A 20,770-nucleotide genomic window follows, 5' to 3' on the forward strand; every position below is an offset into this window, starting at 1 on the left:
TGCCCGGCCGGTTTCTTTCTCCCGGCACGTGTGCGGACAGACAGTTTCGGACATCTCATCCCGCTCTCTGATCGATTAGGTTGGAAGGTGCAGCGGGGCAATGGACGTACGTGCGTACGAGAGAAGGCTGAAGTCCGAGATGAACGCAGAAAGCCGCGCCAGGCTCGATCAGACTCCCGAGTGGACGGCGCTCGCCAAGCACCGTGAGCGGCTGGGGGAGGTGCAGCTGCGAGAGCTGTTCGCCGCGGACCCGGCGCGCGGCACGGCGTACACCCTCCAGGTCGGCGACCTGCACATCGACTATTCCAAGCACCTCGTCACCGCCGAGACGCTGACGCTGCTGCGCGAGCTCGCCGCCGCGACCGACGTCTTCGGCCTGCGGGACGCCATGTTCCGCGGCGAGAAGATCAACACCACCGAGGACCGCGCGGTCCTCCACACCGCGCTGCGCGCGCCGCGGGACGCCGTCATCGAGGTCGACGGCGAGAACGTCGTGCCCGCCGTGCACGCCGTCCTCGACAAGATGAGCGCCTTCTCCCAGAAGGTCCGCTCCGGCGAGTGGACCGGGCACACCGGCAAGCCCATCAAGAACGTCGTCAACATCGGCATCGGCGGCTCCGACCTCGGCCCCGCGATGGCGTACGAGGCGCTGCGCTCCTTCACCGACCGCGGCCTCACGGTCCGCTTCGTGTCGAACGTGGACGGCGCGGACCTGCACGAGGCCGTGCGGGACCTGGACGCGGCGGAGACGCTGTTCGTCATCGCCTCGAAGACGTTCACCACCATCGAGACGATCACGAACGCCACGTCCGCGCGCGACTGGCTGCTGACCGAGCTGAAGGCCGGCCAGGACGCCGTCGCCAAGCACTTCGTGGCCCTGTCGACGAACGCCGAGAAGGTGTCGGAGTTCGGCATCGACACGGCCAACATGTTCGAGTTCTGGGACTGGGTCGGCGGCCGCTACTCGTACGACTCCGCGATCGGTCTCTCTCTGATGATCGCCATCGGGCCCGACCGCTTCCGCGAGATGCTCGACGGCTTCCACCTCGTCGACGAGCACTTCCGCACCGCGCCCGCCGAGTCCAACGTGCCGCTGCTGATGGGCCTGTTGGGCATCTGGTACGGCAACTTCCACGACGCCCAGTCGCACGCGGTCCTGCCGTACTCGCACTACCTCTCCAAGTTCACCGCGTACCTCCAGCAGCTGGACATGGAGTCCAATGGAAAGTACGTCGACCGGGACGGCAAGGAAGTCAACTGGCAGACGGGCCCGGTCGTCTGGGGCACGCCCGGCACCAACGGCCAGCACGCCTACTATCAACTGATCCACCAGGGCACGAAGTTGATCCCGGCGGACTTCATCGGCTTCGCCGAGCCGGTCGCCGACCTGCTCCCCGGCCTGGTCGGCCAGCACGACCTGCTGATGGCCAACTTCTTCGCGCAGACCCAGGCGTTGGCCTTCGGCAAGACGCCCGACGAGGTCCGTGCCGAGGGCGTCGCGGAGGAGCTCGTCCCGCACAAGACGTTCAAGGGCAACCACCCGACGACGACGATCCTCGCCAAGGAGCTGACGCCCTCGGTCCTCGGCCAGCTCATCGCGCTCTACGAACACAAGGTGTTCGTACAGGGCGCCGTGTGGAACATCGACTCCTTCGACCAGTGGGGCGTCGAGCTCGGCAAGGTCCTCGCCAAGCGCGTCGAGCCGGCGCTGACCGAGGGCGCCGAGGTGCCGGACCTGGACGGGTCGACGACCGCGCTGGTCGCCAAGTACCGGGATCTGCGCGGCCGTTGATGGCGCGTCGGAGTTAATCGGATGCGGGTGCCCCGACCGGCGGGTGACACTGCTTCGGCTCTGTCACCCGCCGGGAGGGAACCCCGTCATGGACCAGCTGCTCGCCGCGCTCGCCGACCCCGAGAGACTCAGGCTGTACGCGCGCATCGTCCTCGACGACCTGCCGCCGCGCGAGGCCGACTCCGCCGTCGCGCGCAGGCACCTGGGACGCCTCCTCGCCGCGGGACTCGTGGAGCGGCGGCCCGACGGGTCGCTGCGGGCCGACCCGGCCGTCTTCCGGCGCTCGCCCCTCCCCGGGGACACACACCCCGGCGTGCCCCGCCGCCTCACCGGCTTCTTCGCGCACGGCCGCCTCACGGCCATTCCCGTACGCCCGGTCGTACGCCACGAACTCCTCGTCCACCTCACGGACACGCTCTTCGACACCGGCCGCGTCTACAGCGAACGTGAGATCAACGACGCGTTCCGCACCGTCCACCACGACACCGCGGCGCTGCGGAGGTACTGCGTCACCGACGGCCTCCTCGTCCGTGAGCAGGACGGCAGCAGCTACCGCCGCGTCCTCGCAGACGCCTGAGGGCCCCGCACCGGCTGGTGCGGGGCCCTCATACACGTACGACGGGAAGCGGCTACGCCACCGCAGGCGGATACAGCTCCGGAGGGAGCTGGGAGGCCGCCGCGGCGTCCATCAGCCACAGCGTGCGCGAGCGGCCGTAGGCACCCGCCGCCGGGGCCTGCACCTCGCCGGCGCCGGACAGGGCGATCGCCGCGGCGTTCGCCTTGTCCTCGCCCGCCGCGAGGAGCCACACCTCGCGGGCCGCCCGGATCGCCGGGAGCGTGAGCGAGATACGGGTCGGCGGGGGCTTCGGCGCGCCGTGCACACCGACCACCGAGCGCTCCGTCTCACGCACCGCGGGCAGCTCAGGGAAGAGCGACGCGACATGCGTGTCCGGGCCGACGCCGAGCATCAGTACGTCGAAGGTCGGCACCGGGCCGTGGTCCTCCGGGCCCGCGGCGGCGGCGAGTTCGGCGGCGTAGACCTCCGCCGCCGCGTCCACCTCGTACGGACCGTCCGACGCGGGCATCGGATGCACCCGGGCCGGGTTGAGCGGCACCGAGTCGAGCAGCGCCTCCTTGGCCTGGGTGTAGTTGCGCTCCGGGTCGCCGTCCGGCAGGAAGCGCTCGTCGCCCCACCACAGGTCGAGGCGCGACCAGTCGATGGCGTCCTTCGCCGGGGACGAACCCAGCGCGGCCAGCAGGCCGTTGCCGTTGCGGCCGCCGGTGAGGACCACCGACGCGTGGCCGCGGGCGGCCTGCGCGTCGACGACCTTCGTGATGAGGCGGGCCGCCGCGGCCTGCGCCATCAGCTCCTTGTCGCGGTGGACGACGAGCTGCGGGGCCGCGCTCACTTCGCGGCCGCCTTCTTCGCCGCGGCCTTCTTCGCCGGAGCCTTCTTCGGCTCGGGAGCCGCCACGGAGTCACCGGAACCCCGGGGAGCCTCATCGGCCGTCTCGGTCACCCGCTCGGTGGGCGTCTGCGCCAGCCGGTCCACGCCGTACTTGAGCGCGGACGCGTAGGTGTCGTCCGGGTCGAGGCGCCGCAGCTCCTCCGCGATCAGCTCCGCCGTCTCGCGGCGCTTGAGCGCCACGGCCCGGTTGGGCTGGCCCTCGATGTGGAGCGTCGCGAGCGAGCCGTCGGCCCGGTCGAGCACGATGGGACCGCAGTCGGTCTCCATGCGCACACCGGTCAGGCCGGGGCCGGGCGACAGCGCCCGCTTCACCGGGACGTCGAGCCGGTCCGCGAGCCACATGGCGAGCAGCTCGACGCTCGGGTTGAACTCCTCGCCGTCCACCTGCACCGACTGCACCTTGCAGGCGATCTGGTCCAGGGCCGCGGCGAGCATGGAGCGCCACGGGGTGATGCGGGTCCAGGCCAGGTCGGTGCTGCCGGGGTGGTAGGACTCGGCGCGGGCGGTCAGCTCCTGGATCGGATCCTCAGCCGTGTACGAGTCCGTGACGCGGCGCTGCGCCAGGGCGCCTAGCGGGTCGTTGGCCGCGTCGCTCGGGGCGTTCACCGGCCACCAGACGACCACGGGGGCGTCGGGGAGCAGCAGCGGCAGCACGACCGACTGGGCGTGGTCGATGACCTCGCCGTACAGCCGCAGGACCACCGTCTCGCCGGTGCCCGCCTCCACGCCGACCCGTACCTCGGCGTCGAGGCGCGAGGTGGTGCGGTCACGGGGCGAGCGGGCGGCCCGCTTGATGACCACGAGGGTGCGCGAGGGGTGCTCGCGGGACGCGTCGTTGGCGGCCCTCAGGGAGTCGTAGGCGTTCTCCTCGTCGGTGACGATGACGAGGGTCAGGACCATGCCGACGGCCGGGGTGCCGATCGCGCGGCGGCCCTGCACCAGCGCCTTGTTGATCTTGCTGGACGTGGTGTCCGTTAGGTCGATCTTCATGGCCGACGCCAGCTCCGTCCGTCTCGTGCGAGCATTTCGTCCGCCTCGGTCGGGCCCCAGGTGCCGGCCGGGTACTGCGCGGGCTTGCCGTGCTTGTCCCAGTACTCCTCGATCGGGTCGAGGATGTTCCAGGAGAGCTCGACCTCCTCCGTGCGGGGGAAGAGGTTGGCGTCGCCGAGCAGGACGTCCAGGATCAGACGCTCGTACGCCTCCGGGCTGGACTCGGTGAAGGACTCGCCGTACGCGAAGTCCATCGAGACGTCCCGGATCTCCATGGAGGTGCCGGGCACCTTGGAGCCGAACCGGACCGTGATGCCCTCGTCGGGCTGGACGCGGATGACGATCGCGTTCTGCCCGAGCTCCTCGGTGGCGGTGTGGTCGAAGGGGGAGTGGGGCGCGCGCTGGAAGACGACCGCGATCTCCGTGACGCGGCGGCCCAGGCGCTTGCCGGTGCGCAGGTAGAAGGGCACGCCCGCCCAGCGGCGGTTGTCCACCTCCAGCTTGATCGCGGCGTAGGTGTCGGTCTTCGACTTGGCGTCGATGCCGTCTTCCTGGAGGTAGCCGACGGCCTTCTCGCCGCCCTGCCAGCCCGCGGCGTACTGGCCGCGGACCGTGTTCCTGCCGAGGTCCTTCGGGAGCCGGACGGCGCCGAGGACCTTCGCCTTCTCGGCGACCAGCGCGTCCGCCTCGAAGGAGGCGGGCTCCTCCATCGCGGTCAGCGCCATCAGCTGGAGCAGGTGGTTCTGGATGACGTCGCGGGCGGCGCCGATGCCGTCGTAGTAGCCGGCGCGGCCGCCGATGCCGATGTCCTCGGCCATCGTGATCTGGACGTGGTCGACGTACGACCGGTTCCAGATCGGCTCGAACATCTGGTTGGCGAAGCGGAGCGCCAGGATGTTCTGGACGGTCTCCTTGCCGAGGTAGTGGTCGATCCGGAACACCTGGTCCGGGTCGAACACCTCGTGCACGATCGCGTTCAGCTCCTGCGCCGACGCCAGGTCGTGTCCGAACGGCTTCTCGATGACCGCACGGCGCCAGCAGCCCTCCGGGGCGTCCGCGAGCTCGTGCTTCTTCAGCTGCTGGACGACCTGCGGGAAGAACTTCGGGGGCACGGAGAGGTAGAAGGCGAAGTTGCCGCCCGTCCCCTGCGCCTTGTCGAGCTCCTGGATGGTGGCCTTGAGCTGCTCGAAGGCGTCGTCGTCGTCGAAGTTGCCCTGGACGAAGCGCATGCCCTGGATGAGCTGCTGCCAGACCTCCTCGCGGAACGGCGTGCGGGAGTGCTCCTTGACCGCGTCGTGGACGACCTGGGCGAAGTCCTCGTCCTCCCAGTCGCGGCGGGCGAAACCAATCAGGGAAAAGCCCGGCGGCAACAGGCCTCGGTTGGCGAGGTCGTAGACAGCAGGCATCAGCTTTTTACGGGACAAATCGCCCGTGACGCCAAAGATGACCAGGCCCGACGGCCCCGCGATACGCGGGAGCCGTCGGTCTGCGGCGTCACGCAGCGGATTGCTGCTTGACAAAGTGGGTCAGCCCTTCGCGGGAGCGAGGCGCTTGAGCTCGGCCTCAGTCGACTTGAGCAGGTCGGTCCAGGACGCCTCGAACTTCTCGACGCCCTCTTCCTCGAGCAGCTGCACGACCTCGTCGTACGAGATGCCGAGCTTCTCCACGGCGGCGATCTCGGCGCGCGCCTGGTCGTAGGTGCCCGCGATGGTGTTGCCGGTGATCTTCCCGTGGTCGCCGGTGGCTTCCAGGGTCGCCTCGGGCATCGTGTTCACCGTGTTGGGCGCGACGAGCTCGTCGACGTACAGGGTGTCCTTGTACGCGGGGTCCTTGACGCCGGTCGAGGCCCACAGCGGACGCTGCTTGTTGGCCTGCGCCTTGTCGAGCGCGGCCCAGCGGTCCGAGGAGAAGACCTCCTCGTACGCCTCGTAGGCGAGGCGGGCGTTGGCGAGCGCGGCCTTGCCCTTGAGGGACTTGGCCTCGTCCGTGCCGATGCCGTCCAGGCGCTTGTCGATCTCGGTGTCCACGCGGGACACGAAGAAGGACGCCACCGAGTGGATCTTGGAGAGGTCCAGGCCGCGCTCCTTGGCCTTCTCCAGGCCGGCGAGGTAGGCGTCCATGACCATGCGGTAGCGCTCCAGCGAGAAGATCAGCGTGACGTTGACGCTGATGCCGAGGCCGATGACCTCGGTGATCGCCGGGATGCCCGCCTCGGTGGCCGGGATCTTGATGAGCGCGTTCGGCCGGTCCACCAGCCACGCGAGCTGCTTGGCCTCGGCCGTCGTGGCCTTGGTGTTGTGCGCCAGGCGCGGGTCGACCTCGATGGACACGCGGCCGTCCTGGCCGCCCGTCGCGTCGAAGACCGGTCGCAGGATGTCGGCGGCGTCACGGACGTCCGCCGTCGTGATCATCCGGATGGCTTCCTCGACGGTGACCTCGCGAGCGGCGAGGTCCGAGAGCTGCTGGTCGTAACCGTCGCCCTGCGAGATGGCCTTCTGGAAGATCGAGGGGTTGGTGGTGACGCCCACGACGTGCTGCTGGTCGATCAGTTCGGCGAGGTTGCCGGACGTGATCCGCTTGCGCGACAGGTCGTCCAGCCAGATCGCGACGCCTTCTTCTGAAAGGCGCTTGAGTGCGTCTGTCATGGAATTACATCTCCTACTTGGTCGTATATGGGCGTCAGCGCTGAGCGGCTGCGATCGATTCCCGGGCCGCCTCGGCCACCGCGTCGGCGGTGAAACCGAACTCGCGGAACAGCACCTTGGCGTCCGCGGAAGCACCGAAGTGCTCCAGCGAGACGATGCGGCCCGCGTCGCCCACGAAGCGGTGCCAGGTCAGGCCGATGCCCGCCTCGACCGCCACGCGCGCCTTCACCGAGGGCGGCAGCACCGAGTCCCGGTACCCCTGGTCCTGCTCCTCGAACCACTCGACCGACGGCATCGAGACGACGCGCGTCGGAACACCGGCGGCCTGGAGCTGCTCGCGCGCCTCGACGGCGAGCTGGACCTCGGAGCCGGTGCCGATGAGGATGACCTCCGGCGCTGTGCTCTTCCCGTTGGGCCCTTCGGCCTCGAACAGGACGTAGCCACCCTTGGCGGCGTCCTCGTTGCGCTCGTACGTCGGCACGCCCTGACGGGTCAGCGCGAGGCCGTGCGGGGCACCCTTGCCGAACTCCTTGGTGTAGCGCTTGAGGATCTCGCGCCACGCGATGGCGGTCTCGTTCGCGTCGGCCGGGCGCACGACGTTCAGGCCCGGGATGGCGCGCAGCGAGGCCAGGTGCTCGACCGGCTGGTGGGTCGGGCCGTCCTCGCCGAGGCCGATGGAGTCGTGCGTCCACACGTACGTCACCGGCAGGTGCATCAGCGCGGACAGGCGCACGGCGTTGCGCATGTAGTCGGAGAACACCAGGAAGGTGCCGCCGTAGATGCGGGTGTTGCCGTGCAGCGCGATGCCGTTCATCTCCGCGGCCATGGAGTGCTCGCGGATGCCGTAGTGGATCGTGCGGCCGTACGGGTCGGCGCCGGGCAGCGGGTTGCCCGTGGGCAGGAACGACGACGTCTTGTCGATCGTCGTGTTGTTCGAGCCCGCGAGGTCGGCGGAGCCGCCCCACAGCTCGGGGATCACCGCGCCGAGCGCCTGGAGGATCTTGCCGGACGCGGCGCGCGTGGCGACCGCCTTGCCGGTCTCGAACTCCGGGAGCTTCTCCTCCCAGGCCTCGGGCAGCTCGCCCTTGGCGACGCGGTCGAACTCGGCGGCGCGCTCGGAGTTGGCGGAACGCCACTCGGCGAAGCCCTTCTCCCACTGCTTCTTCGCCTCGGCGCCGCGGTCCAGGGCCTTGCGGGTGTGCGCGAGAACCTCGTCGGAGACCTCGAAGGTCTTCTCGGGGTCGAAGTCCAGGACGCGCTTGGTGGCGGCCACTTCCTCGTCGCCCAGCGCCGAGCCGTGCGCGGCCTCGGTGTTCTGCGCGTTCGGGGCGGGCCAGGCGATGATCGAGCGCATCGCGATGAAGGAGGGGCGCTCGGTCTCGGCCTTGGCGGCCTGGATCGCGGCGTAGAGGGCGGCCGGGTCGAGGTCGCCGTTCTCCTTGGGCGCCACACGCTGGACGTGCCAGCCGTACGCCTCGTACCGCTTGAGGGTGTCCTCGGAGACCGCGGTCTCGGTGTCGCCCTCGATCGAGATGTGGTTGTCGTCCCACAGCAGGACCAGGTTGCCGAGCTTCTGGTGCCCGGCCAGCGACGAGGCCTCTCCGGAGATGCCCTCCTGGAGGCAGCCGTCACCGGCGATGGCGTAGATGAAGTGGTCGAACGGGGACGAGCCGTCGGCCGCCTCCGGGTCGAACAGACCGCGCTCGTAGCGGGCGGCCATCGCCATGCCCACGGCGTTGGCGACGCCCTGGCCCAGCGGGCCCGTGGTCGTCTCCACGCCGACCGTGTGGCCGTACTCCGGGTGGCCCGGGGTCTTCGAGCCCCAGGTGCGGAAGGCCTTCAGGTCGTCCAGCTCCAGGCCGTAGCCGGCCAGGTAGAGCTGGATGTAGAGGGTCAGGGACGAGTGGCCCGCAGAGAGGACGAACCGGTCGCGGCCGGTCCAGTCCGCGTCCGCCGGATCGTGGCGCATCACCTTCTGGAAGAGGGTGTACGCGGCGGGCGCGAGGCTCATGGCCGTACCGGGATGGCCGTTGCCGACCTTCTGTACGGAATCCATGGCCAGGACGCGGGCGGTGTCAACGGCCCGCTGGTCCAGTTCGGTCCACTCGAGGTCTGTGGTGGTCGGCTTGGTGCTCACCCTGAGTCAGGGCTCCTCTCCACATGTCGAATGCCGGCGGTAGATCCCACCGGCCGATGTCGAGCCTACCGCTGCTAGAACGCTCATTTTTTCGAGTCATTCCAGACTGCCGTGACATGCGCGGATCCGCCTCTCGAAAGGAAAGCGGAGGTATTAGGCAAGTGAATATGGGCTCGCTCATATGTCCGCTCAAAAGGCCACCGGTATCGCCCATTTGTCCGCTCAATGAACGCCCCGTTCCGCTCATGTGACGACCCCGGTCGCCGCGGACGCCGTTCGGCCGCCCGGCCAACACGACCCGACCCCCGCGAAGGGCGAGGTATGGGCAACGTCTACAGTGGCGTGGTACGCGCGGGCCTTTACCGGATCTTCATGTCTGAAGGTGCTGGTCGGCCCGCTGGGATGTCTCTGTCAGGGGTGTGCGTGACGGCCGTTGAATCCCGTCCAGCGGGGGTTTCCGGGACGGACCTTAGCCCGAGCCATCGGCCGTTCGGGGCTCGTGTCAAGGCGTTCGTGGCGCTGACCAAGCCGCGGATCATCGAGCTGCTGCTCATCACCACCGTTCCGGTGATGTTCCTCGCCGAACAAGGAGTGCCCGACCTCTGGCTGGTCTTCGTGACCTGCCTGGGCGGCTATCTCTCCGCGGGGGGTGCCAACGCGCTCAACATGTACATCGACCGCGACATCGACGCCCTCATGGACCGCACGTCGCAGCGGCCGCTGGTGACCGGCATGGTCAGCCCGCGCGAGTGCCTCGTCTTCGGCATCACCCTCGCGATCGTCTCGACCCTGCTGTTCGGCTTCGCCGTCAACTGGCTCTCGGCGTGGCTCTCGCTCGGTGCACTGCTCTTCTACGTGGTCGTCTACACGATGATCCTGAAGCGCCGCACCTCGCAGAACATCGTCTGGGGCGGCATCGCGGGCTGCCTGCCGGTGCTCATCGGCTGGTCCTCGGTCACCAACTCCATGTCGTGGGCGCCGGTCGTCCTCTTCCTCGTCATGTTCTTCTGGACGCCGCCGCACTACTGGCCGCTCTCCATGAAGGTCAAGGAGGACTACGCCCGCGTCGGCGTGCCGATGCTGCCGGTCATCGCCTCCAACAAGGTGGTCGCCCGCCAGATCGTCCTCTACAGCTGGGTCATGGTCGCCGTCTCGCTGCTGCTGCAGCCGCTCGGCTACACCGGCTGGTTCTACACCGCGGTCGCGCTGGTCACCGGCGGCTTCTGGCTGTGGGAGGCGCACGGGCTGCAGAGCCGCGCCAAGGCCGAGGTCACGGGCGGCAAGCTCAAGGAGATGCGGCTCTTCCACTGGTCCATCACGTACGTCTCGCTGCTCTTCGTCGCGGTGGCGGTGGACCCCTTCCTCCGCTAGGGCCTGGGTCGCGCGTGGCCCACGCCACGCCGGCCGCCCGTCGCCAGACGATCTACTCGTCGGTAGCATCCTGCCCATGGCAGACACGCAGCAGGCGGACGACAGTAAGCAGGCGGCCAAGGACGAGCGCCGGGCGGCCAAGCTCGCCAAGGAGATCGGGGCCTTCGCGCAGGCGCACGGCGGCGCCGAGGGGCAGGTCGCGTACATCGGCCACGAGGGCACCCGGATCGTCCTCGTCGGCGGGGACGGCGGCTGGGGCGACCTGGTGGCGCCCACCTACGCCGTCGCGCAGAGCGCCGTCGAGAAGGCCGGCATCACCGTCCACGAGGACTTCGCCGGGGAGTTCGCGGCGAAGGTGAAGACCGGCCCCTACGAATGGACCCGTATGGCGGGCATTCAGCTCGGCGGCCCGAAGAACGACTGAGGCCGGGACCGGCCGAAAGCAACACCTGACACCCGGTGCACCCGTTAGGACCGTAGGAGCACGGTCCACCCTCGGGAGCCCGGATGATCGAAACGCCGTCCCTGGTGGACCAGTACTGCCATGGCGTCCTCCGTACGGAGCTGGGCCTCGGCACCTTCGAGGCCCACCTCGGCCGGGGCGAGGGCCCACCCGCCCCCGGCACCACCTTCTTCGACACCCAGACAGGCTTCGCGGTGCGCCGCTGGTGCCCGCCCCTGCTCGGCCTGGAGCCGCACTGCCCGCCGGCCCGCTATCTCGCCCGCCGCCGCGAACTGGGCGTCCTGGAATCGGGCCGCCGCCTGCTCCGGGGCAGCGGCATCACCACGTACCTGGTCGACACGGGCCTGCCGGGGGACCTGACGGGCCCCGGCGAGATGGCCTCCACGGGCGACGCCCAGGCCCGCGAGATCGTCCGCCTGGAATTACTCGCCGAGCAGGTCGCGGACACCTCCGGCACCGCCGACTCGTTTCTCGCCAACCTCGCCGAGTCCGTGCACGCCGCCGCCGTGGGAGCCGTCGCCTTCACCTCCGTCGCGGGCGCACGGCACCCGCTCGCCCTCGCCGCCGAACCGCCGGGCCCCGGCGAGGTGCGGGGCGCGGTGGAGCGCTGGCTGGCGGGGCGGCAGGTGGGCGGGGAGCTCGCGGACCCGGTGCTGCTGCGGCATCTGCTGTGGATCGCCGTGGCCTCGGGCCGGCCGCTGCAGCTGCACGCGGGCGCCGGGGACCCGCAGACACACTTCGGGGACTTCGCGCGCGCCACGGCGGGCCTCGGCACCGATCTGATGCTGCTGCACGGCTATCCGTACCATCGCAGCGCCGCGCACCTCGCGGCCGTCTTCCCGCACGTGTACGCCGACCTCGGCCCCGCGCTCGTACGCACCGGGGCCCGCGCGGCGGCCGTGCTCGCCGAGATCCTCGAACTCGCGCCCTTCGGAAAGCTGCTGTTCTCCAGCGGCGCCCACGGCCTGCCCGAACTGCACGTCGTCGGGGCACACCTGTTCAGGGAGGCCCTCGGGCGGGTGCTCGGCACCTGGGTCGCGGAAGGCGCCTGGTCGCTCACCGACGCGCAGCGCGTCGCCGGGCTGATCGCCGCGGGCAACGCCCGGCGGGTGTACGGACTCTCAGACGGCCGAGAGACGTGAGTCGTCCGCCTGGGCGGGCACCTCGGCCGTCGTGACCGGCCGCTCCCGCAGCGAGAGCAGCACCCGCATCACGAAGATCAGCACCAGGCACGAGCCGAACATGTGCAGCCCGACCAGGATCTCCGGCAGGTCCGTGACGTACTGGACGTAACCGATCGCGCCCTGCGCGAGGAGGATCAGGAACAGCTCGCGGACGCGGGCCAGCGGGCCCGGCGGCGCATCCACCGCCTTGAGGACGAACCACAGGGCGAACGTCAGCGTCACCACGATCCAGGCGAGGACCGCGTGCAGCTTGCTGACGTCCTCCCAGTCGAAGCCCATCCTCGGGACGTCGCTGGAGTCACCGGCGTGCGGCCCGGAGCCCGTCACGATCGTGCCCATGGCGATCAGCACCACGGAGGCCGCGACCAGGCACCACACGAGCTGCACCACGGCTTTGCCGACCAGCGGACGCGGCTCGGCGTCGCCCTCGCGGGTCCGCTGCCACATCGTGACGGCGACCGCGATCAGGGCGGAGGAGAGCAGGAAGTGCGCCGCGACCGTCCACGGGTTGAGCCCGACGAGTACCACGATGCCGCCGAGCACCGCGTTGCCCATGACCAGCCAGAACTGCGCCCAGCCGAGCAGGGTGAGGCTGCGCCGCATCGGCTTCTGCGAGCGGGCCGTGATGATCGCCCAGCCGACCACCGCGCACAGCACGTACGTCAGCATGCGGTTGCCGAACTCGATGACGCCGTGGAAGCCCATCTCGCTCGTCGCGGTCAGGGACTCCTCCGTGCACTTGGGCCAGGTCGGGCATCCGAGGCCCGAACCGGTCAGCCGGACGGCGCCGCCGGTCACCACGATGACCACCGTCATGACGAGGGAGATCATGGCCGCCTGCTGGACGGTCCGGCGGGAGGGGGTCCAGCGCTCGGCGATGAAGGCGAGCGGGTTCCGCACGGCTTGAGCGATGTCGGCTCGGGTCACGTTTGGCACGCGCACCATCGTAGGGGGCCGCTTGTGCACGCCTTCACGAGGGGGACGTTATGCGCCGCTTCCCGGACACGGCCCAGGAGGGCGCTACTCCCAGCGGAAGAACTTCGCCGCCGCGCCGAGCCCGAGGACCGCCCACACCGCGAGAATCCCGAGGTTCTGCCACGGCATGCCGGCGCCGTGCTGGAGGACGTCGCGAAGACCGTCCGAGAGGGCGGAGATGGGAAGCCAATCGAGCACGGTCCTGACCGCGTCCGGGAACTTGTCGAGCGGGACGATCACGCCGCCGCCCATGAGGAGGAGCAGGAAGACGAGGTTCGCGGCCGCGAGGGTCGCCTCGGCCTTGAGGGTTCCCGCCATCAGCAGCCCGAGACCGGAGAAGGCGGCCGTGCCGAGCACCAGGAGGAGCAGGACGGCGAGCGGGTTGCCGTGCGGGGACCAGCCGAGCGCGAACGCGATGACCGTGAGAAGCACGATCTGCAGGACCTCGGTGACCAGGACCGAGAGGGTCTTCGCCGCCATCAGGCCCCAGCGGGGGAGCGGCGAGGCGCCGAGGCGCTTGAGCACGCCGTACCGGCGCTCGAAACCCGTCGCGATGGCCTGCCCCGTGAAGGCCGTCGACATCACGGCGAGCGCGAGGATGCCGGGTGCGAGGAAGTCGACGGCCTCGCCCTCTCCGGTGTCGACGATGTCGACGGCGGAGAACAGGACGAGCAGCAGGGTCGGGATGACGACCGTGAGGAGCAGCTGCTCGCCGTTGCGCAGCAGCATCTTCGTCTCCAGGGCCGCCTGCGCCGCGATCATGCGGGAGAGCGGGGCGGCGCCCGGCTTCGGCGTGTACGTTCCGGCGGCGCTCATCCGCGCAGCTCCTTACCGGTCAGTTCCAGGAAGACGTCTTCGAGGGTGTGGCGTTCGACCGAGATCCTGTCCGGCATGACTCCGTGCTGGGCGCACCAGGAGGTGACGGTGGCGAGCAGCTGGGGGTCGACCGTGCCGCTGACGCGGTAGGAGCCCGGGGTCAGTTCGGCCGCCGCGGAGTCCGGTGGGAGCGCCTTCAGCAGCGAGGCGACGTCGAGGCCGGGGCGGCCGGTGAAGCGCAGGGTGTTCTCGGCGCCGCCGCGGCACAGCTCGTCGGGGGTGCCCTGGGCGATGACCTTGCCCGCGTCGACGATCGCGACGTCGTCGGAGAGCTCCTCCGCCTCGTCCATGTGGTGCGTGGTGAGGATGACGGAGACGCCGTCGCGACGCAGGTCGCGGACGAGCTCCCAGGTCGCCCGGCGCGCCTGCGGGTCCAGGCCGGCGGTCGGCTCGTCGAGGAAGACGAGCTCGGGCCTGCCGACCACGGCCATGGCGAGCGCGAGGCGCTGCTGCTGGCCGCCGGAGAGCCGCCGATAGGTGGTGCGGCCGCAGCTGCCGAGGCCGAGGCGTTCCATGAGGGAGTCCACGTCCAGCGGGTGCGCGTGCAGCCGGGCCACGTGGCGCAGCATCTCGTCGGCGCGGGCGCCGGAGTAGACACCGCCGGACTGGAGCATCACGCCTATGCGGGGCCGCAGCGCGTCGGCCTGGCGGGCCGGGTCGAGGCCGAGTACACGGACGGAGCCGGAGTCCGGCTTCCGGTAGCCCTCGCAGGTCTCGATCGTGGTGGTCTTGCCCGCGCCGTTGGGGCCGAGGACGGCGGTGATGCCCGCCCCGGCCGTCAGGTCGAGACCGTCGACCGCGGTCTTGTTTCCGTACCGCTTGACCAGACTCTCGATCTGGAGGACGGGCTCGTTTCGCATGGTGAGCCAGTCTAGGGACGGAGTGGAGGGGCCGGGTGGGCGGGGCGCGGTCGGCCGGGGTGCCAGTGATCGTTTCCGCAGGTCAGCTTAGGTATGCCTAAGTGATGTAGCGCACCGCGCGGTGATCGGGGCGCGGGTTGTCAGGGTCTGAGGAATTACGCAACAATGGCGTTGTGAAAAACGTCGGCGAGGCTCCGCAGGAGGAACTCGCGACCGGTGAGCGGTCCACCCGCAACCGGGTCGCGCGGTCCATCCTGGATCACGGCCCGTCCACCGTCACCGATCTCGCGAAGCGGCTCGGCCTCACCCAGGCGGCCGTCCGCAGGCACCTCGACACGCTCGCCCACGAGAACGTCGTCGAACCCCGCGAACAGCGGGTGTACGGCGCACGGACCCGGGGCAGGCCCGCCAAGGTGTTCGCCCTGACCGACTGCGGGCGCGACGCCTTCGACCAGTCGTACGACAAGCTGGCCGCGGACGCGCTCCGGTGGATCACCGAGCACCACGGCGAAGGGGCGGTCGTCGAGTTCGCCAGGGCGCGGATCGCCGCCCAGGCCGAGACGTACAAGAAGGCGATGGACGCGGCGCCGCCCGAACAGCGCACCGAGGCTCTTGCGAAGGCATTGACCGCCGACGGGTACGCTGCTACGGCGCGCAGCGCACCGGTCGGCGAGCAGCTCTGCCAGCACCACTGCCCGGTCGCCCACGTCGCCGAACAGTATCCGCAGCTGTGCGAGGCGGAGACGGAAATCTTCTCCACGCTGCTCGGCACACACGTGCAGCGCCTCGCCACCATCGCCCACGGAGACGGCGTCTGCACGACGTTCATCCCGCGCAGCGGCGGCAGCACTCCCCACACAGCACAGACCACCAATTCAGCATCAGCAAGCACGGCCGGGAGGAACCCCGCATGACGCTCCCCACGGAGACTGCTCACCCCGAGCTCGAGGGTCTGGGCACTTACGAATACGGCTGGGCCGACTCCGACGTCGCCGGTGCCTCTGCCAAGCGCGGCATCAACGAGGACGTCGTCCGCGACATCTCCGCGAAGAAGAGCGAGCCGGAGTGGATGACCAAGCTCCGCCTCAAGGGCCTGCGCCTCTTCGACAAGAAGCCCATGCCGAGCTGGGGCTCGGACCTCTCCGGCATCGACTTCGACAACATCAAGTACTTCGTGCGCTCCACGGAGAAGCAGGCGGAGTCCTGGGAGGACCTGCCCGAGGACATCAAGAACACGTACGACAAGCTCGGCATCCCCGAGGCGGAGAAGCAGCGCCTCGTCTCCGGTGTCGCGGCCCAGTACGAGTCCGAGGTCGTCTACCACCAGATCCGTGAGGACCTGGAAGAGCAGGGCGTCATCTTCCTGGACACCGACACGGCACTGAAGGAGCACCCGGAGCTCTTCAAGGAGTACTTCGGGACCGTCATCCCCGTCGGTGACAACAAGTTCGCGTCGCTGAACACCGCTGTGTGGTCCGGTGGCTCGTTCATCTACGTCCCCAAGGGCGTGCACGTCGACATCCCGCTCCAGGCCTACTTCCGCATCAACACGGAGAACATGGGCCAGTTCGAGCGGACCCTGATCATCGTGGACGAGGACGCCTACGTTCACTACGTCGAGGGCTGCACCGCGCCGATCTACAAGTCGGACTCGCTGCACTCCGCCGTCGTCGAGATCATCGTCAAGAAGGGCGGCCGCTGCCGCTACACGACGATCCAGAACTGGTCGAACAACGTCTACAACCTGGTCACCAAGCGCGCCGTGGCGTACGAGGGCGCGACCATGGAGTGGATCGACGGCAACATCGGCTCCAAGGTGACGATGAAGTACCCCGCCGTCTACCTCATGGGCGAGCACGCCAAGGGCGAGACGCTGTCCATCGCCTTCGCGGGCGAGGGCCAGCACCAGGACGCCGGCTCCAAGATGGTCCACATGGCGCCGAACACGTCCTCGAACATCGTCTCCAAGTCGGTGGCGCGCGGCGGCGGTCGTACGTCGTACCGCGGCCTCGTCGAGATCGGTGAGGGCGCCGCAGGCTCGAAGTCGAACGTGCTGTGCGACGCGCTGCTCGTCGACACGATCTCCCGCTCGGACACCTACCCCTACGTCGACGTCCGCGAGGACGACGTGTCGATGGGTCACGAGGCGACGGTCTCCAAGGTCTCCGACGACCAGCTCTTCTACCTGATGAGCCGCGGCATGACGGAGTTCGAGGCCATGGCGATGATCGTGCGCGGCTTCGTCGAGCCGATCGCCAAGGAGCTGCCCATGGAGTACGCCCTGGAGCTGAACCGGCTGATCGAGCTGCAGATGGAGGGTTCGGTCGGCTAAGACCGGACACCGTCCCGCAGCGAGCAGATTTCTTACGCAGAGAGAGAGCACGACGACAGCCATGGCTGAGGCTCAGAACTCCCCCAAGTCCTCGACTTCGCTCGGGCAGGGGGGACCCCCACCGCTGGGGTCGACGACCGCCGGATCGATCGCGGTGGCCGCCGAGTCCACCGTCGCCACCCGTATGAGCGCGCCCCCGTCCTTCGACGTGGCGGACTTCCCGGTCCCCCACGGCCGCGAGGAGGAGTGGCGGTTCACCCCGCTGGATCGCCTGCGTGGTCTGCACGACGGCACGGCGGTGGCGGACGGCGTCATCCGCGTCGAGGTGAGCGCCCCCGAGGGCGTCACCCAGGAGACCGTCGGCCGGGACGACGCGCGCGTCGGCAAGGCGGGCAAGCCCGTCGACCGCATCGCCGCGCAGGCCTACTCCTCCTTCGAGAAGGCCTCGGTCGTCTCCGTACCCAAGGAGACGGTCCTCGCCGAGCCGATCCGCATCACGGTGCACGGCCAGGGCGGCACCGCCTTCGCCCACCAGGTGATCGAGCTGGGCGCGTTCGCCGAGGCCCTGGTCGTCATCGACCACACCGGTGACGCCGTGCTCGCCGCCAACGTCGACTTCCTCGTCGGCGACGGCGCCAAGCTCACCGTCGTCTCCGTCCAGGACTGGGACGACAAGGCGGTGCACGTCGCCCAGCACAACGCGCTGATCGGCCGCGACGCCTCCTTCAAGTCCGTCGTCGTCACCTTCGGCGGCGACCTGGTCCGCCTGCACCCCCGCGTCACCTACGCGGGCCCCGGCGGCGAGGCCGAGCTCTTCGGCCTGTACGTCACGGACGCGGGCCAGCACCAGGAGCACCGCCTCCTGGTCGACCACAACACCCCGCACTGCAAGTCGAACGTCGTCTACAAGGGCGCGCTCCAGGGCGACGACGCGCACGCCGTGTGGATCGGTGACGTCCTCATCGAGGCCGCCGCCGAGGGCACCGACACGTACGAGATGAACCGCAACCTGGTGCTGACCGACGGCGCCCGGGTCGACTCGGTGCCGAACCTCGAGATCGAGACCGGCGAGATCGTCGGCGCGGGCCACGCCTCGGCGACCGGCCGCTTCGACGACGAGCAGCTCTTCTACCTCCAGTCGCGCGGCATCTCCGAGGAGGACGCGCGCCGCCTGGTCGTCCGCGGCTTCTTCGCCGAGCTGGTCCAGCAGATCGGCCTGCCCGACGTCGAGGAGCGCCTCATCGCCAAGATCGAAGAGGAGCTGGAGGCGACGGTCGCATGACCATCGACGGCACCCGATTCGTTCGGGCCTGCGGACTGGGCGAGCTGGAGGAGGACACCCCGAAGCGGGTGGAACTCGACGGCACGCCGGTCTCGGTCGTCCACACCGAGGGCGAGGTGTTCGCGATCCACGACATCTGCTCGCACGCGAACGTCTCCCTCTCCGAGGGCGAGGTGGAGGACTGCCAGATCGAGTGCTGGCTGCACGGCTCCAGCTTCGACCTCCGCACCGGCAAGCCGTCCGGCCTTCCCGCGACGCGCCCCGTCCCCGTATACCCCGTAAAGATCGAAGGGGGCGATGTGCTCGTTGACGTACACGCCTCCCTTTCCCAGGAGTCCTGAGGCAACCCATGGCAACGCTTGAAATCAAGGACCTGCACGTCACCGTCGAGGCCGACAACTCCACCAAGGAGATCCTCAAGGGCGTCGACCTGACCGTTAAGCAGGGCGAGACCCACGCCATCATGGGCCCGAACGGCTCCGGCAAGTCGACGCTCGCCTACTCGGTCGCGGGTCACCCCAAGTACACGATCACCCAGGGCAGCGTGACCCTCGACGGCGAGGACGTCCTCGAGATGTCCGTCGACGAGCGCGCCCGCGCCGGCATGTTCCTCGCCATGCAGTACCCGGTCGAGGTCCCCGGCGTCTCGGTCTCCAACTTCCTGCGCACGTCGGCGACGGCGATCCGCGGCGAGGCCCCCAAGCTGCGCACCTGGGTGAAGGAGGTCAAGTCCGCGATGGAGCAGCTCCAGATGGACCCGGCCTTCGCCGAGCGCAACGTGAACGAGGGCTTCTCCGGCGGTGAGAAGAAGCGCCACGAGATCCTCCAGATGGAGCTCCTCAAGCCGAAGATCGCGATCCTCGACGAGACGGACTCCGGCCTGGACGTCGACGCCCTGCGCCAGGTCTCGGACGGCGTCAACCGCGTCCGCGAGACCGGTGAGGTCGGCACCCTGCTGATCACGCACTACACGCGCATCCTGCGCTACATCAAGCCCGACTTCGTGCACGTCTTCGCGAACGGCCGCATCGCCGAGTCCGGTGGCGCCGAGCTCGCCGACAAGCTGGAGGCCGAGGGCTACGAGGCATACACGAAGGGTGGCGCATCCGCGTGACAGTGGCCCACCAGGGGCTTTCCGGCCTCCTCGACACCGAGGCGATCCGCAAGGACTTCCCGATCCTGGATCGCACGATCCACGACGGCAAGAAGCTCGTGTACCTGGACAACGCGGCGACCTCGCAGACGCCGCGCCAGGTGCTCGACGTGCTCAACGAGTACTACGAGCAGCACAACGCCAACGTCCACCGCGGCGTGCACGTCCTCGCCGAGGAGGCCACGGCGCTCTACGAGGGCGCCCGTGACAAGGTCGCGGAGTTCATCAACGCGCCGAGCCGCGACGAGGTGATCTTCACCAAGAACGCGTCGGAGTCGCTGAACCTCGTGGCCAACATGCTGGGCTGGGCCGACGAGCCCTACCGCGTGGACCACGAGACCGAGATCGTCATCACGGAGATGGAGCACCACTCCAACATCGTGCCGTGGCAGCTGCTCTCGCAGCGCACCGGCGCGAAGCTGAAGTGGTTCGGCCTCACGGACGACGGCCGGCTCGACCTCTCCAACATCGAAGAGGTCATCACCGAGAAGACGAAGATCGTCTCCTTCGTGCTCGTCTCCAACATCCTGGGCACGCACAACCCGGTCGAGGCCATCGTGCGCCGCGCCCAGGAGGTCGGCGCGCTCGTCCTGATCGACGCCTCGCAGGCCGCCCCGCACATGCCGCTGGACGTGCAGGCGCTGCAGGCCGACTTCGTGGCCTTCACCGGCCACAAGATGCTGGCCACGACGGGCATCGGCGTCCTGTGGGGACGGCAGGAGCTCCTCGAGGACCTGCCGCCGTTCCTGGGCGGCGGCGAGATGATCGAGACGGTGTCGATGCACGCGTCGACGTACGCTCCCGCGCCGCACAAGTTCGAGGCGGGCACCCCGCCGGTCTCCCAGGCCGTGGGCCTGGGCGCGGCCGTGGATTACCTCTCGGCCATCGGCATGGACAAGATCGCCGCGCATGAGCAGGCGATCACCGAGTACGCGGTCAAGCGTCTGCTGGAAGTCCCGGACCTGCGCATCATCGGTCCGGCGACGGCCGAGGAGCGCGGCGCCGCGATCTCCTTCACGCTCGGCGACATCCACCCGCACGACGTGGGCCAGGTCCTCGACGAGCAGGGCATCGCGGTCCGTGTGGGTCACCACTGCGCACGTCCCGTCTGCCTCCGGTACGGAATTCCTGCGACCACGCGAGCGTCGTTCTATCTGTACTCCACGCCCGGCGAGATCGACGCCCTCGTCGACGGCCTGGAGCACGTACGGAACTTCTTCGGCTGAGGGGCTGACCGGGAAC

General features: G+C 69.4%; 19 protein-coding genes. 11 read left to right on the top strand and 8 right to left on the bottom strand.

Annotated elements, in window-relative coordinates; all coding sequences use genetic code 11:
* The first annotated feature begins 139 nt into the window (after positions 1-139).
* The gene (pgi, locus tag AB0N81_RS08385; protein ID WP_365356778.1) at positions 140-1,792 is read left to right on the top strand and encodes a glucose-6-phosphate isomerase; all 1,653 of its coding nucleotides are present in this window, start codon (positions 140-142) and stop codon (positions 1,790-1,792) included.
* Positions 1,793-2,105: 313 nt separating this feature from the next.
* Positions 2,106-2,369 carry a DUF2087 domain-containing protein gene (locus AB0N81_RS08390; protein WP_365357021.1) on the top strand — a complete coding sequence of 88 codons (264 nt, stop codon included), beginning with the start codon at positions 2,106-2,108 and terminating at the stop codon, positions 2,367-2,369.
* A 52-nt stretch (positions 2,370-2,421) separates the two neighbouring features.
* On the opposite strand, the gene pgl is transcribed toward AB0N81_RS08390, so the two are convergent.
* Genes pgl through tkt form a run of 5 tightly spaced genes read right to left on the bottom strand, consistent with a single transcriptional unit; the run spans position 2,422 to position 9,032 of the window.
* Complete coding sequence (gene pgl, locus AB0N81_RS08395) at positions 2,422-3,201, bottom strand: 6-phosphogluconolactonase (protein ID WP_365356779.1); 780 nt, start codon at positions 3,199-3,201, stop codon at positions 2,422-2,424.
* A complete protein-coding gene (gene opcA / locus AB0N81_RS08400; RefSeq protein ID WP_365356780.1) occupies positions 3,198-4,250 on the bottom strand; it encodes a glucose-6-phosphate dehydrogenase assembly protein OpcA in 1,053 nt (350 codons plus the stop codon). Before opcA ends, pgl begins: the two co-directional genes overlap by 4 nt.
* Positions 4,247-5,770 (bottom strand): glucose-6-phosphate dehydrogenase, encoded by a 1,524-nt coding sequence (gene zwf / locus AB0N81_RS08405; RefSeq protein WP_365356781.1) that lies wholly within the window; start codon positions 5,768-5,770, stop codon positions 4,247-4,249. Before zwf ends, opcA begins: the two co-directional genes overlap by 4 nt.
* A 6-nt stretch (positions 5,771-5,776) precedes the next feature.
* A complete protein-coding gene (gene tal, locus AB0N81_RS08410; protein ID WP_365356782.1) occupies positions 5,777-6,895 on the bottom strand; it encodes a transaldolase in 1,119 nt (372 codons plus the stop codon).
* A gap of 34 nt (positions 6,896-6,929) precedes the next feature.
* Complete coding sequence (tkt, locus tag AB0N81_RS08415; RefSeq protein WP_365356783.1) at positions 6,930-9,032, bottom strand: transketolase; 2,103 nt, start codon at positions 9,030-9,032, stop codon at positions 6,930-6,932.
* Positions 9,033-9,449: 417 nt separating this feature from the next.
* On the opposite strand from tkt, the gene AB0N81_RS08420 reads away from it, so the two are divergent.
* The 3 genes from AB0N81_RS08420 to AB0N81_RS08430 all read left to right on the top strand — a co-directional run bounded on the left by AB0N81_RS08420 (position 9,450) and on the right by AB0N81_RS08430 (position 12,008).
* Entirely contained in the window at positions 9,450-10,403 is a 954-nt protein-coding gene (locus tag AB0N81_RS08420) for a heme o synthase (RefSeq protein ID WP_365357022.1), read from the top strand.
* Positions 10,404-10,479: 76 nt separating this feature from the next.
* Positions 10,480-10,827 carry a hypothetical protein gene (locus AB0N81_RS08425; protein WP_365356785.1) on the top strand — a complete coding sequence of 116 codons (348 nt, stop codon included), beginning with the start codon at positions 10,480-10,482 and terminating at the stop codon, positions 10,825-10,827.
* An 83-nt stretch (positions 10,828-10,910) separates the two neighbouring features.
* Positions 10,911-12,008, top strand: coding sequence for an amidohydrolase family protein (locus tag AB0N81_RS08430; protein WP_365356786.1), 1,098 nt, complete (start codon positions 10,911-10,913; stop codon positions 12,006-12,008).
* On the opposite strand, the gene AB0N81_RS08435 is transcribed toward AB0N81_RS08430, so the two are convergent.
* The 3 genes from AB0N81_RS08435 to AB0N81_RS08445 form a co-directional block, all read right to left on the bottom strand.
* Positions 11,988-12,995, bottom strand: coding sequence for a COX15/CtaA family protein (locus tag AB0N81_RS08435; RefSeq protein WP_365356788.1), 1,008 nt, complete (start codon positions 12,993-12,995; stop codon positions 11,988-11,990). The genes AB0N81_RS08430 and AB0N81_RS08435 overlap by 21 nt on opposite strands.
* 75 nt (positions 12,996-13,070) lie before the next feature.
* The gene (locus AB0N81_RS08440; protein ID WP_365356789.1) at positions 13,071-13,841 is read right to left on the bottom strand and encodes an ABC transporter permease; all 771 of its coding nucleotides are present in this window, start codon (positions 13,839-13,841) and stop codon (positions 13,071-13,073) included.
* Complete coding sequence (locus AB0N81_RS08445) at positions 13,838-14,761, bottom strand: ABC transporter ATP-binding protein (protein WP_365356790.1); 924 nt, start codon at positions 14,759-14,761, stop codon at positions 13,838-13,840. Before AB0N81_RS08445 ends, AB0N81_RS08440 begins: the two co-directional genes overlap by 4 nt.
* Before the next feature lie 173 nt (positions 14,762-14,934).
* Here AB0N81_RS08445 and AB0N81_RS08450 point away from each other — a divergent pair, with 173 nt between their 5' ends.
* The 6 genes from AB0N81_RS08450 to AB0N81_RS08475 all read left to right on the top strand — a co-directional run bounded on the left by AB0N81_RS08450 (position 14,935) and on the right by AB0N81_RS08475 (position 20,754).
* Positions 14,935-15,675, top strand: coding sequence for a metalloregulator ArsR/SmtB family transcription factor (locus tag AB0N81_RS08450; protein ID WP_365356792.1), 741 nt, complete (start codon positions 14,935-14,937; stop codon positions 15,673-15,675).
* Positions 15,672-17,093: a Fe-S cluster assembly protein SufB gene (gene sufB / locus AB0N81_RS08455; RefSeq protein WP_365356793.1), complete on the top strand. Its 1,422-nt coding sequence runs from the start codon at positions 15,672-15,674 to the stop codon at positions 17,091-17,093. The genes AB0N81_RS08450 and sufB overlap by 4 nt, the downstream gene beginning before the upstream one ends.
* 61 nt (positions 17,094-17,154) lie before the next feature.
* Positions 17,155-18,375, top strand: coding sequence for a Fe-S cluster assembly protein SufD (gene sufD, locus AB0N81_RS08460; RefSeq protein ID WP_365356795.1), 1,221 nt, complete (start codon positions 17,155-17,157; stop codon positions 18,373-18,375).
* A complete protein-coding gene (locus tag AB0N81_RS08465; RefSeq protein ID WP_365356796.1) occupies positions 18,372-18,716 on the top strand; it encodes a bifunctional 3-phenylpropionate/cinnamic acid dioxygenase ferredoxin subunit in 345 nt (114 codons plus the stop codon). The genes sufD and AB0N81_RS08465 overlap by 4 nt, the downstream gene beginning before the upstream one ends.
* Positions 18,717-18,724: 8 nt before the next feature.
* The gene (gene sufC, locus AB0N81_RS08470; RefSeq protein WP_362995453.1) at positions 18,725-19,489 is read left to right on the top strand and encodes a Fe-S cluster assembly ATPase SufC; all 765 of its coding nucleotides are present in this window, start codon (positions 18,725-18,727) and stop codon (positions 19,487-19,489) included.
* A complete protein-coding gene (locus tag AB0N81_RS08475) occupies positions 19,486-20,754 on the top strand; it encodes a cysteine desulfurase (RefSeq protein ID WP_365356798.1) in 1,269 nt (422 codons plus the stop codon). The genes sufC and AB0N81_RS08475 overlap by 4 nt, the downstream gene beginning before the upstream one ends.
* The last annotated feature ends 16 nt before the right edge of the window (positions 20,755-20,770 follow it).

This window comes from Streptomyces sp. NPDC093510, assembly GCF_040683555.1.
Lineage (GTDB): Bacteria > Actinomycetota > Actinomycetes > Streptomycetales > Streptomycetaceae > Streptomyces.